The sequence below is a fragment of the Synechococcales cyanobacterium T60_A2020_003 genome, from assembly GCA_015272205.1.
In the GTDB taxonomy this organism is placed as follows: domain Bacteria; phylum Cyanobacteriota; class Cyanobacteriia; order RECH01; family RECH01; genus JACYMB01.
The window spans coordinates 1-12,704 of the sequence record JACYMB010000333.1 but is presented as its reverse complement, the minus strand read 5'-3'; the positions used below and the strand labels follow the sequence as shown (position 1 = coordinate 12,704).

At 52.2% G+C, this 12,704-nt stretch carries 14 protein-coding genes; 6 read left to right on the top strand and 8 right to left on the bottom strand.

Features of this window, described 5'->3' with window-relative positions; translation table 11 throughout:
- Positions 1-152 precede the first annotated feature (152 nt).
- Positions 153-338 (bottom strand): hypothetical protein, encoded by a 186-nt coding sequence (locus IGR76_16430; GenBank protein ID MBF2080054.1) that lies wholly within the window; start codon positions 336-338, stop codon positions 153-155.
- A 348-nt stretch (positions 339-686) separates the two neighbouring features.
- On the opposite strand from IGR76_16430, the gene IGR76_16425 reads away from it, so the two are divergent.
- The 3 genes from IGR76_16425 to IGR76_16415 all read left to right on the top strand — a co-directional run bounded on the left by IGR76_16425 (position 687) and on the right by IGR76_16415 (position 4,222).
- Positions 687-2,003, top strand: coding sequence for a recombinase family protein (locus tag IGR76_16425; protein ID MBF2080053.1), 1,317 nt, complete (start codon positions 687-689; stop codon positions 2,001-2,003).
- A gap of 328 nt (positions 2,004-2,331) precedes the next feature.
- On the top strand, positions 2,332-2,769 hold the full coding sequence (locus IGR76_16420) for a phospholipid-binding protein (protein MBF2080052.1): 438 nt from the start codon (positions 2,332-2,334) through the stop codon (positions 2,767-2,769).
- An 82-nt stretch (positions 2,770-2,851) separates the two neighbouring features.
- The gene (locus IGR76_16415; protein ID MBF2080051.1) at positions 2,852-4,222 is read left to right on the top strand and encodes an ATP-binding cassette domain-containing protein; all 1,371 of its coding nucleotides are present in this window, start codon (positions 2,852-2,854) and stop codon (positions 4,220-4,222) included.
- Positions 4,223-4,346: 124 nt separating this feature from the next.
- Here the strand turns inward: IGR76_16415 and IGR76_16410 are convergent, their stop codons facing one another.
- On the bottom strand, positions 4,347-5,753 hold the full coding sequence (locus IGR76_16410; protein MBF2080050.1) for a cation:proton antiporter: 1,407 nt from the start codon (positions 5,751-5,753) through the stop codon (positions 4,347-4,349).
- 171 nt (positions 5,754-5,924) lie between these two features.
- A complete protein-coding gene (locus IGR76_16405) occupies positions 5,925-6,155 on the bottom strand; it encodes a hypothetical protein (protein MBF2080049.1) in 231 nt (76 codons plus the stop codon).
- A 309-nt stretch (positions 6,156-6,464) separates the two neighbouring features.
- On the opposite strand from IGR76_16405, the gene sfsA reads away from it, so the two are divergent.
- Both sfsA and IGR76_16395 read left to right on the top strand, forming a co-directional pair.
- Positions 6,465-7,190 carry a DNA/RNA nuclease SfsA gene (sfsA, locus tag IGR76_16400; GenBank protein MBF2080048.1) on the top strand — a complete coding sequence of 242 codons (726 nt, stop codon included), beginning with the start codon at positions 6,465-6,467 and terminating at the stop codon, positions 7,188-7,190.
- 139 nt (positions 7,191-7,329) lie between these two features.
- The gene (locus IGR76_16395) at positions 7,330-7,545 is read left to right on the top strand and encodes a hypothetical protein (GenBank protein MBF2080047.1); all 216 of its coding nucleotides are present in this window, start codon (positions 7,330-7,332) and stop codon (positions 7,543-7,545) included.
- Positions 7,546-7,567: 22 nt separating this feature from the next.
- Here the strand turns inward: IGR76_16395 and IGR76_16390 are convergent, their stop codons facing one another.
- From IGR76_16390 to IGR76_16375, 4 genes are all read right to left on the bottom strand, one after another.
- Positions 7,568-8,206 carry an ABC transporter permease gene (locus IGR76_16390; GenBank protein ID MBF2080046.1) on the bottom strand — a complete coding sequence of 213 codons (639 nt, stop codon included), beginning with the start codon at positions 8,204-8,206 and terminating at the stop codon, positions 7,568-7,570.
- Between the two features lie 245 nt (positions 8,207-8,451).
- Complete coding sequence (locus IGR76_16385; GenBank protein MBF2080045.1) at positions 8,452-9,765, bottom strand: aminopeptidase P N-terminal domain-containing protein; 1,314 nt, start codon at positions 9,763-9,765, stop codon at positions 8,452-8,454.
- A 110-nt stretch (positions 9,766-9,875) separates the two neighbouring features.
- On the bottom strand, positions 9,876-10,016 hold the full coding sequence (locus IGR76_16380; GenBank protein MBF2080044.1) for a hypothetical protein: 141 nt from the start codon (positions 10,014-10,016) through the stop codon (positions 9,876-9,878).
- A 200-nt stretch (positions 10,017-10,216) separates the two neighbouring features.
- Positions 10,217-11,410, bottom strand: a complete 1,194-nt coding sequence (locus tag IGR76_16375) for a citrate synthase (GenBank protein ID MBF2080043.1) — start codon at positions 11,408-11,410, stop codon at positions 10,217-10,219.
- Positions 11,411-11,661: 251 nt separating this feature from the next.
- On the opposite strand from IGR76_16375, the gene sixA reads away from it, so the two are divergent.
- The gene (gene sixA / locus IGR76_16370) at positions 11,662-12,183 is read left to right on the top strand and encodes a phosphohistidine phosphatase SixA (GenBank protein ID MBF2080042.1); all 522 of its coding nucleotides are present in this window, start codon (positions 11,662-11,664) and stop codon (positions 12,181-12,183) included.
- Between the two features lie 8 nt (positions 12,184-12,191).
- Here the strand turns inward: sixA and IGR76_16365 are convergent, their stop codons facing one another.
- Entirely contained in the window at positions 12,192-12,566 is a 375-nt protein-coding gene (locus tag IGR76_16365; protein MBF2080041.1) for a DUF1257 domain-containing protein, read from the bottom strand.
- Positions 12,567-12,704: the final 138 nt, after the last annotated feature.

Here is a 12,704-nt window from a genome sequence, read left to right as displayed (position 1 = left end):
AACTTGCTCTTTTTTGATTCTGATACCCCGTCCGCTTGCGGCGGGGTAGTTCATTTTGATATAGCGTTCCTACGTGATTTATGAAAAAGATGAGTTGTGAAATGTGCGCCCCGTCGGGGCGCACATTTCACAATCCAAATAGGATTGCTATATTAGCGATCGCTCAAGTAGCTCTGCCCCCGATAGGTTAAGGGAATACTCGCATTAGGAGTACCACTCCGATAGGCGGTTGTTAAGGTGCTTGAGACTCTGAGAAAACGTCTCTCGAAGGGTTGCTCCAAGACAGGAACCTCAGTGATAACGGGGGTGTAATGACGGCCACGATAGGAAAGTTGCATGGGGGTTGACTCCAAATAACGTGAATTGGTTAGCTATAACCTCAGGTATGAGTCCCTACGTTCCCTTCGAGTTACCGTGTTCTCTAGCACGACTCGACGTGATTTTCGGATGGGTGATCATGTGATTGCTGCCTTGGAGAATGGTGATGTGGGTCATTCGTGATTGAGGAAGAGCTGAGAACCTTTTACTATCCTGGATAAAGAACCTAGTGTTGCGTCAACGCTAAAAATTAGGGTTTGTAGTGAGCGCTTCAGCGCTAAAGCGCCGACTACGAACCCAAGGTGGCACCCTAAAATTATGTTTTGACAAAGTACTAGAGAGTCCGCAGACGTATAGCCCGGCGGTGTATGACAATCGTTGCCTATTCCTATAGTGATCCCCTTTTAGAACCGTCCCTACCGGAGGCGTCGATTTGGCAACGCCCTGTGGATCGGATGTATCAGGATTGGGGCGATCGCCATCAGTGGCAGCAGCTTATTGAGGATAGTGAGCGGGACGCCATCGAGCATGTTTTGATTCGACGGTGGGATGAACTGGGGGATTCTGTTGCAACCGTGGGCGATCGCCTGACCCAGCTTTCCCATCGGGGCATTGGCGTGATCGCCATTCACGAGGCGATCGCCCTACCCGATACGACCGTGACCCATGCCGACTTATTTCAGCTTGTGCAAGCCCTTCAGGATCGCTATCGGCAGCAAACCATTTTGCGCGGTCACGCCCGCAACCGTCTGCGATCACTTCCCCCGCCCGGACGCGCCCCCTACGGCTATCGACGCGGCAAAGATCGCTATACCCTGGATCGCAGTACAGCTCCTGTAGTCAAAGAGTTCTTCGATCATTTCTTGCTCTATGGTTCCCTGCGCCGCAGTGTTCGATTTCTGGAAAAGCGCTATGGCAAAAAGATTTCGGCGTCTACAGGGCAGCGCTGGCTGACGAGTCCCGTTTATCGAGGGGACTTGCTCTATAAAGATGGGCATATTATTCCCGATACCCACGTTGCCATCCTGTCCCGCGATGAAGCGGCCCAAATTGATCGCCTGCTGCGTCGGAACCGTCGCTTTCCTCGTCGATCGGCTACCGCACCGCGATCGCTGGCAGGACTGGTAACCTGTGCCCATTGCCAGTCACCGTTACGCATTTCGCGGGTGACGGATCGCCAGGGCAAAACAGAATACTTGTACCTAAGACCTGTGGCCTGCGGGCGGATCACACCGGATGCTAAACTCTGTCGTGCCATTCCCTACGACCAGATGCTGCAACAGGCTATTGAGTGCATTTGCCGTGACTTGCCTCAAGCGGTTGCTAGCCTGACTCTGCAAGATGTCGATGGGATTAAACAAGAAATTGCGGCACACATTCAAGACAAGCAACGTATCCTAGCCCAACTTCCCGACCTGGTGAGTACCGGAATTTTGGATTCACAAACGGCTGAACTCCGTGCTTACACCATCCGGGCGGAAATCGCGACTCTGGCTGATCGCGAAAATCAACTTCCACCTGGAAACTTAGGGGCGATCGCCCAACCCCTTTCCATTCCCCAATTTTGGTTTGATTTATCGGAGGCCGAGCGCCGTTTTTACTTTCGGGAGTTTATCCAACGCATCCAACTTCACCGCAAAACGCCGTGGGAACATTGGGAGCTTCAAATCGTCTTCATATTCTAGCGATCGCCTTAATCGGGCGATACGGTTTCTGGTGCCAGCAAGGATGTAATATTTCAGGCTTTTATCTTCGCAAATGCCCGTAGAATAACGGATGGCGAGAGTCATTGGTTTGTCCACATTAGATCACTATCAAGGGCAAATCCTGTCAGTATTTCTGTCAAAAATTCCAACAAAGTAGTGGCTGCGACAAAATGGTTTGTGCTAGTTTAATATAAACTTCACACAAGCATCATATTTTTAGGTACTTGATGTGATGAAGCCATTTAGGGTGCTATCGGTTGCTCAGTAAGTTGCTCCATTCACACACTCACGTTGGACAGAACAATCTATGAATTCAGGGATCTCTAAAATGGCTGATATCGACCCACCAGATCAGCATCAACCCAATTCACGCCCCTACTTAGATAACGCTAGCTTCTTTAATACGATTCCTCCAGAGCGCATAGGGCTGAACGGAGAGTACGATTATCACGGGTTGGTGAAGCGCGTCTACCGTGCATTTTATGAACAGATGGCGGCTGAGGAGTTGCAATCGCTCAAGGTGAAGCAGCGGGGATCTGTCATTATCTTGGCTGGCAAAGTCACAACCTATGCACAACTCACTCGCCTCATTCAAATCGCCCTTTCTGTGGAGGGTACGGTTGAAGTCGAGGCCAACGGAGTTATGGTTCAAGATAGCCGAGAGTTGGGATGTTCGGATTCAGGATTTTTAGGATCCCACCGTTACGCCTACGGATGCACCTCGGATCAGGCCGCTTGGAGGTGATCGCCCGCAAACTTTTACCGCCATCGATCAGCAAATGACCGTGGAATAAGGCACAATAGGCTGAAAACATTGTGATGAAGCCGTGGCGCAGGTTGTTTTAGAGAATATTTACAAGAGTTTTCCTCGTCGCGGGGGCGGAGGTGGGGGACGTCCACAAACGTCCGTGGCAGGGGAAGCCGATCATCGTTCCGGTGACGCAGTCTTACCATCGTCTGGGACGAATCTGAACCCATTAGATCGTCATGATCCTAAGGCCGATGCATCCCACGCTGTGAGCGTCCTGCGTCGAATTAACCTCTCGGTCGATGACGGTGAGTTCATGGTACTGGTAGGGCCGTCGGGCTGTGGCAAAAGTACGCTGCTGCGGCTCATTGCGGGCTTGGAAGACGTGACGGGTGGAACCATCCGGGTGGGCGATCGCGCCGTTAATGATTTGCCCCCCAAGGAGCGGGATATTGCCATGGTGTTTCAGAGCTATGCGCTTTATCCGCACCTGAGCGTATACGACAATCTAGCCTTTGGACTGCGCCGAATGCCGACCCGCCCGGATGAGGTGGAATTAGTAAGAGATTCTAAACGCAAGCCATCACGTCCCGATTGGCTTGAACATCTTCTCGTTAGCGCCACTCGTCCTTTGCCTGCAGGCTTGCGCTATTGGTCAGATCAGGAAAAGGACATTGCCCAGCGGGTGCGTACCGTCGCCCAAATGCTGCAAATTGAGCCGTTGCTCGATCGCCTCCCGAAGCAGCTTTCGGGAGGTCAAAAGCAGCGGGTGGCCTTGGGGCGGGCGATGGCGCGTAATCCAGCCGTATTCCTCATGGATGAACCGCTCTCGAACCTGGATGCCAAGCTGCGGATTGAAACTCGGGCGCAGATCGTCAACCTCCAGCGTAAGTTGGGGATCACCACCATTTATGTCACCCACGATCAGACCGAAGCGATGACGATGGGCGATCGCATTGCGGTGATGAACGCGGGACAAATCCAACAAGTTGCGACGCCGCTGGAGTTATATAACTATCCCATCAATCAATTTGTGGCAGAGTTCATTGGCACATTACCCATGAATATGATGCCCGTCCAGATCAAAGCACCACTGCTGGTGACCCATGCGCAGTTTCGCCTGACGCTCCCGGAAGTGTGGGCAGAGGCTCTGGCACGATACGACGGGCAGACGGTAACGATGGGCATTCGTCCAGAGCATTTACACCTGAGCCTGCCTGCGCCTAAAAACTTGCCCGTCCGGGTAGAGCGGGTCGAGGCGCTGGGCAGTGAAACCTACCTGGCTGGGCGATTTGCCGATCCCGATGTGGCGGCAGTTAATGCACCCACTATTCAAGTCCGGGTGCCGCCCGATGCTCCGGTTGGGTTGGGAGACGTGATTTGGCTAGCGATCGCTCCGGATAAGATCCACCTGTTTGATGCCAAAACAGGATTGGCGATCGCGCGTTAGAGTCGGGGAATATGTTCAAAGGCGTTGCCGGATCACAGCATGATTCTGCAAAACGTTGAAGGATTTCTCCGAGAGTTTGCGTCCCAATCCATGCCTGAAATCAGCAACGCCAAACGCGTAAGGACTACTCGGTTGCAGGTAGCGGTTCTGGTTTAGATTCACCCGATCCTTTCAAGGCCCACTGCAACAGGGGCGGAGCCAAGAAGGTGGTTAAGATCACCATGACGATAATGGCCGCTTCCAATGGCTTATCCAATACGCCACTCGCAGACCCGATACCCGCAAACACCAAGCCCACTTCCCCCCTCGGAATCATGCCAATCCCGATCGCCAGACGATTGACCCCTGGCTTACCAAACACTACCCAACCAGTGATGACCTTGCCCACAATCGCCACTGCAATTAAGAAAGTCGCGATGATGAGTCCTGCTCGGTTTTCAGCGACGGCTGGGTTAAGGACGCTGAGGTCTGCTTTTGCACCGACGGTGACAAAAAAGATCGGAACCAGAATATCCGCAATCGGCATCACTTGCTGATCAAGTTCTTTGCGCTTGTCGGTTTCATCCAACACTAACCCAGCGGCAAAGGCTCCCAGAATCGCTTCTAAATGAATGACATTAGCAAGAAACGCCATCAAAAGCGCAAACGTGAAGGCTGGAACAAGCAATGCACCTCGGGTTTGCAGCTTGTCTGCGATCGCCACAAAGCCTTGGTTGAAAAACTTACCCAGGAGCACTGAACCCAGCAAAAAGGCTGTGGCACTCGCGATGAGATAAACCACATTCCACAGATCCACCTCACCCGTTTTCGCCAAACTGGCAACGACGGCCAGCACGATAATGCCCAACACATCATCCATGACGGCTGCGCCAACGATAATTTGGCCTTCGGTCGATTTTAAATGACCGAGCTCAGACAAAACCTTGGAGGTAATACCAATGCTCGTTGCCGTTAGAGCGGCTCCAGCAAAGATCGAGGGAATCACAGGCGCATGGAACAGGGTAACCAAGCCAATCGTCCCTAGGGCAAAGGGAGCCGCCACACCGACCACCGCCGCAATTGCTGCCTGATAGCCAACTTTGCCCAGTTCGCGAAGATCCGACTCTAGGCCAATCTCAAAGAGGAGCACAATGACGCCCAACTCAGCCAGGACAGAGATCACCTCACTCTGGCTTTGGAAAATGTGGGTCACGGCCTCCGCATCTAGGTTTCCTAACCATTGCAGGGCGGTCATGATCATAGAGTCACTTGCGGTTGCGCCTGTCTCTGGAAAGACCAATAGATGCAACGCCGAAATTCCAACCAATACCCCACCGACGAGTTCTCCTAGAACTGGAGGCAAATCAAGACGCTTCGAAAGTTCGCCTCCTAACTTGCTCATGAGATAGATGACCACTAAGGTCAGGAGTACACCTGCCATCACGAATGAGCCATATTCGGCTTCGGGGGTTATTGCTAACAACGACACTGGCAAGGGCCAAGCATCGATTCCATCCATGTTTGCTGAAGTCGTCAATAAATTCGAAACCATAACCTACTAACTGAATCAAAAACGGGTGGTAGTCAGGCAGCAAAGCAAAGCTTGTGTCTTAAACTGCTGAACTGGATTCATAGCAACCGTTAAGCCAATTGGGATGGGAGACGTTGGGTGAGACCTGTTTGCACCCTGTCCCAAGCCCCCCGTCAGTTGCGATGAGCAGAACTAACCTCCAGCTTGGCTGTTGACGGTCTTGACCTGTATCCATCCCAGTGTGAGTAACCCTAAGACGATTGGAATGGAGATGGGCGCGATCGCCAATCCCCAAAGCCCTAGGAGAACACTAACGCTGCAAACAGCGATCGCGTAAACGTCATCTTTGGGAGCCAACCATCTACCGAGAACCATCAAGCCGCAAGCTGCGATCAGTAGCACTAGCCAAGAAAAGGTAAGCATCTGTTTATCTGCTCAGCTAAAAATAAAGGCTCGATGGCATCTTGGCTCAACAGCCCGACCCAAACTAGAGTCTTAACGATCCAAGGTCGCCATCTTTTATAGATAAAAGAAAATGCAAGCTCTGTTATTTATAGACTTAATACGATGACCTATTTCAGTCTCGTTCAACAGCGATGGCCACAAAAATAGTTATGGGGGTCATAAGTTTGGCTTGTAGCAGTGGCAAGCCTCAACGTCTTCAGCTCTTCCTCTAACGAATCGTCGGTTCTAGAATAGAGAACTCCCGTTGACTCGTATTACTGAACTGGCATGACCACCTGGCACTATCCCTACCCTGAGCTGTATGCAGGGACACTGATCAAGCGTTACAAACGATTTTTTGCGGATATCGAACTGGAAACAGGCGAAATCATTACGGCGCACTGTCCCAATACAGGCCCCATGACCGGAGTGTATAGCCCTGGCAATCGGGTGATGGTGTCCCGTAGCGATAACCCCACCCGCAAGTTGCCCTATACGTGGGAGTTGATTGAAGTTCATGACACGGTGCCGACTTGGGTGGGGGTAAATACGGCATTGCCTAACCGGGTGGTGGAGTCGGCACTCACCCACCGTGTGATTCCCGAACTGAGCCAATACGATCGCCTGCAACGGGAAGTTGCCTACGGGCGCGATCGCAAAAGTCGCATTGATTTTCTACTCACCGGAGCCGATGACGTACCGCCCATCTACGTCGAAGTCAAAAACACCACCTGGGCACAGGGAACCAAGACGCTATTCCCCGACACCGTGACCACCCGTGGACAAAAGCATTTGCGAGAGCTGACCGATCTATTGCCAGATGCCAAAGCCGTCATGCTGTACTTTATCAACCGGGCGGATTGCGATCGCTTCTCCCCAGGCGACAGTGCCGATCCACTTTACGGTCAACTGTTGCGAGAGGGTATGGCTAAAGGACTTCAAGTCTTGCCCTGTCGGTTTGAAATTACCCCAACAGGTATCCGCTATTTGGGGCTGGCAACGCTGGAATTATAGAAAACGAGAACTCTTCATCCCATCCAGAAACGTTACAACTTTGTAACACTTAAACTGAGCTTGTACACTTTAAACAGTTCAAGCTAGATGACGCATACTCACGATCTGAGTCGTCAACGTATACGAGGAGAATACCAGCATGGATCGGGCTAATGTGAATTGTGAAGTGGACTGTGTAAACGGGTGTGTTCTCGGCGATGATTGCCCCAATGCGGAGTATCGTCAGCAGGCATCGCAGTTTATTAATACGACTTCGCTAGACGATATGTTGGCGATCGCCGATGAGGCTGTCCGCAAAAAGATTTTGGCAAAAGCCTCGGAGCCGCCGCAGTGGGTCTATCCTGACGAAGAGTGAGCATAACCTGCTGATTTACCTCCTAGCGGGGCGGCTGTACCCAGTTGTGGACAAGGCTTAGCAACGCCTCAACGCTGAGGGCGAGGAGTGCCACCGGAATCGCGCCGACGAGCAATACGGCATTGTCATATAGGGAAAAGCCCAGCACGATAAAGGTGCCCAATCCTCCTGCACCGATGAAGGCAGCCAGGGTGGCACTTGCAATCACTTCTACCGTTGCCGTTTTAATGCCTGCCAAAATAACGGGAAACGCCAGGGGAATCTCAATCTGCTGCACTCGTTGTGCCGGATTCATACCCATACCCATAGCCGCTTCCCGCACCGTTGGGTCAATCGTTCGAAAGGCAACGTCCGTATTAATCAAAATCGGTGGGATGGCCAGAATGGTGAGGGCGATCGCCGCTGACTGAAAACTAAGACCAAAATAGGGAATCGCTAAAAATAAGATGGCAATACTGGGGATAACGCGCAGGCCATTAAAGCCATTGGTCAAAATTTGGGACGCGAGGGGCGATCGCGCACTCCAAAACCCTAGGGGAATTCCCAAAATCAGCGCAATGCTGAGGGGAATGGCGACAAGCTGCCCATGCTCAACAAACGCAGTTAGGAGTTCATCAGAATGGGCGATCGCATAGGCATAGGACTCTACCAGAATATTCATACTATGCAGGGTTATTGATCCTTGAATGGGTACGGGCGGGTTTAGCCGATAGACCTTGCTCTGTATCAGAGTTTGATTGCAAAACCCGCCCCTACGCGCCTGGAATTGATCATATAGCAGTGGACGAGTTAGTTAGGACAAAGGGGGGTGGGGGCTGCGCCCTCACGCAGGGGTGAAACCCCTTCACCCGTCCTAACCCACCCTTTTGTTGCTATAGGTTGATTAACCGGATTTGCATCCCTTCTCTACTCTTCTAAATCGGCAATCTCCTTCGGTACACCTGCGGTCAACACCTCATTTCCAGCACTCGTCACCAGCACATCATCTTCAATGCGGATCCCAATACCGTGCCAACGCGGATCCACCTCAGGCTGTCCCTCGGCAGGAACAATTCGTGGAGAAATATAGATTCCCGGCTCCACCGTCACCACCTGTCCTGCCTCAAAGGGATGGGGGGTTTCGCCATGCTGATAGACCCCGACATCATGGACATCTAACCCCAGCCAATGCCCCGTGCGGTGCATGTAGAAAGGCTTATACTTCTCCTCTTTGAGGATCTCTTCTTTGTCGCCTTGCAGTAACCCCAGATCTAAGAGACCATCCACAATGACGCTAACCGCCGTATCGTGCATACTGTTGTAGGGATTTCCCGGCTGCACTTGGGCGATCGCCTGTTTTTGGGATTCGAGTACGATCTCGTATAAAGCTCGCTGTTCAGGGGTGAACTTGCGGCTAATCGGAAAGGTGCGGGTAATGTCGGCGTTGTAGTATTGGTAAGCGCACCCGGCATCAATCAAGAGCAAGTCCCCGTCTTGCATCTGTCGCGTATTCTCGGTGTAGTGGAGAATGCAGGCATTTGGCCCCGATGCCACGATGGATGGGTAGGCGGAGCCCGCTGCACCGCTGAGCAAAAAGGTATGTTCCAGTTCGGCCTGGACTTGATACTCATAGACGCCCGCTTTGGCAAACTTCCATGCTCGCTGATGGGCGTCCACCGAAATCTGGGCGGCTTGGCGCATCTTCTCGACTTCCGCCGCGCTCTTGATCTGGCGAAGTGCGTGGAGAGTGGGAGCCGGATCTTCAATAGCAACGGGGCCTAGGCCATGTTTGGGATAGACTCGTAACAGCGTTTGCCACAGGTCTAGAATCGTTTGATTAAAGGCGCGATCGCGTCCTAGATGGTAATAGATCCGATCGGCTTTACTGACGTACTGGGGAAGCTGCTCATGGAGTTCTTCAATCGAGTAGACCCTATCCGCGCCAAACCGTTCTTTGGCTGCCTCCACGCCGACGCGATACCCCGTCCAGGTTTCTTTGAGCAAGTCTTTAGGCTGGACGAACAGCACAAACCGATGTTCCTCGTGGTGAGGCGCTAGCACAGCCACCGCTTCCGGCTCGTTGAATCCGGTGAGGTAGTAAAAATCGCTATCCTGACGAAAGTTATACTCTACGTCGTTGTGCATTACGGCCATGGGCGCACTGCGAAAAATAGCAGTACCCTGTCCAATTTTTTCCATGAGGCGATCGCGCCGCTGGCGATATTCATCGGGTGTCGTCATCTCAGCTTTGCCTATACGCAATACGTCAGATGGTGATCTATTGTAAAGCGATCATCTCCATCCTGGAATGATGGGTAGTGCATTAATGCACGGGACAGAGGAACATTAGGCTACACCACCACCATAACCGGGGAGACCAGCGCATGACCATCGAGATGACCTGTCCGACCTGTGGGTCTCACGATATCTCCAAGAACGGCACCAGCCATCGGGGGAAGCAAAATTACAAGGGTCGGGACTGTGGCCGTCAATTCGTGGAAGGTCCGCAATGGCAACCGAAGCCGAAGGAAGGGAACACCCCCTTTTCCTCTGCCCCGCACTAAAATGCACTACCCAGAAAGAAACCCCCGAATTGCATCATTCGGAGGTTGGAGTTCCTGAAAATCGTCACTGTTCTAATAATGGCGATCGCCCCTGATTTCAGCAAGGGGGCGACACCCATCGCGATACGCTAAGACGGGGTTGTATCAGCTAGGATTTCGGTGAGTCGAGCCTGCTCGTGGGCAAACTCCCGCCCCTCTAGCGGAACATAGGGTTGATTGTGGGTTCCGGTATAGATTTGAGACGGACGGAAGATCCGGTTCTCCCTGAGCTGTTCGCGCCAATGCGCCAACCAACCTGCAACACGGGCGATCGCAAACACAGGCGTAAAGAGATCGCTAGGAATGCCCAGTTTGCGATACACCAAGCCAGAATAAAAGTCTACGTTGGGATAGATTCCCTTATGACTCAGTCGCTCTTCCACTAAGCGCTCCATTTCTAGGGCAACGTCATAATACTGATCGCGACCAAACTTATCAAACAACTGCTCAGCCAACTGTTGCAGAATCGTTGCGCGAGGATCTTTCACTTTGTAAACCCGGTGGCCAAATCCCATAATTTTGGACTTGCTTTCCAGGCACTTATCAAGGTAAGGGGCAACGTTTTCGACGGTTTCAATTTCCTCCAGCATCAGAATCACTTCTTCATTAGCCCCTCCGTGGAGGGGGCCCGCTAAGGTACCAACGGCAGATGCCACCACCGCATAGGGATCCGTCAGGGTAGAGGCAGTCACCATGGCTGAAAAGGTAGACGCATTAATGGTGTGTTCCGCATGGAGCATTAAGCAAACATCGAATACCTTCGCTGCAAGTGGGTCAGGCTCCCGCTCATTCAGCATGTACAGAAAATTAGCGGCGTAATCTAGATCGTCCCGGGGTTGAACAGGGTCGTTTCCTTTCCGCATCAGTTGAAACGCCGCCACCATCGTCGGAATCTTAGCAATCAAACGCACGACAGCCGCCCGAATGTAGGCCGGATCGTCCAACGCCCGCCGAGAATAGAATAGCCCTAGGGCAGCGGCACAGGCTTGAAGCGCGTCCATGGGATGCCCACTTTCGGGGAAGCACTTCATCATGTCGCGGATGCTGTACTTGAGGCGACGGTGATAGCGAATATCGTGCTCAAATTCTTCAAGCTCCGCCTTTGTAGGCAACTCTCCCCAAATCAGCAAATAGGCCGTTTCCAGGAAGTGGCTATGGGCCGCCAAATCTTCGATGCGAATGCCGCGATATTCTAAAATCCCTTGTTTCCCATCCACAAAGCTAATGCTGGATTGCTTGGCCGGAATACCTTCTAAACCGGGCTTGTATTCGCAAAAAACCATATTTCACCGTTCGCCAAAATGAACACCATCAGACTGCCATACAGTGTATGCGAAGTTCTGTCGGCCATGGAGCAGTCTTAAGGCAATCTCATTAATCCTTAGCTCGACGCTGCCTCGCAATTTGACCTCTATTATCCCTGAATTTTCTCGGACGCGGTATGGTTTAACCATGATCAAATCTTGACGATCGCGAATGTATTGGGCGATCGCACCGTTCTGCCTTCGTCTTAGCCGTTCATCAAACTTGCTCTATGACTGTTGATCTGTACCTCATTCGCCACGGGATTGCCGCAGAGCGAGGAACCTATGCCCAGGATGGCGATCGCCCACTTACCCCGGCAGGCCAACAGAGGACCACTGCCGTAGCGAAGCGCTTATCTGACTTCGGCCTTCGGTTTGACCTAATCTTGACTAGCCCCCTCATCCGGGCACGACAAACCGCCGAAATTCTGCGGGAAGCAAAACTGTCATCAACGCTGACAGAATCCAGATATCTAGAGCCGGAGGGAGATTTCGACGCCTGGTGTCAGTGGTTCAGGTCATGGGCAACGGAGCAGATCGGAGTGAACCCATCCCAGAAGCCCCCGTCCCTCGCCTTGGTTGGGCATGAACCCGATTTGGGCGAATGGGCAGAACGCTTGGTGTGGGGCGAGCCGCGTCATCGATTAATTGTCAAAAAGGCGGGAATCATTGGCATTGAAGTGACGAATCCCGATCAACCCGTGGGAACGAGCGACCTGTTTTGGCTGAGTCCGCCTCGTTTGCTGCTTTAGGAGTTTCGTTACACCCAACGACCAACCACGACGCGAATACTGCCATCCGCTAAGGTTTCTTGATCTTCAATCGTAAAGCCATCGCGGGCAGCAGTTTTGAGCAGCATCGCGTGGGCGTAGCGCTGGCTGATAGCGTTGAGAAACTCCTGCTGGTTAATTTTTGTACCCCAAAAATCGGCCACCAGTTCGTAAAACTCGCCATTTTTGCGAAATCCTAAATCATACCCATTCGCTTGGCGAATCACATACTCGGCAACGGTTGTACTCCCCTGATATCCGCGAACCGGAGCATTGGGCTCCACGTCGTATCCCAACTCGTTCAAGGCTTGGGCGAGAACGTCGCCGTCTTTAATCTGGACTTGAATCGTGGTGAAGTGGGACATGGGTGTATGGCCTTTCTGTAACGATTGCGTTCAAATGTGAATTTTCTCTACGCTAGCACGTTCGTTTAGGGCGATTCTGAAACGGAACGGCGTTGTTGCATGAAAGAGGGGTTGCGGGCAGGAGAGGCATGGTAAATT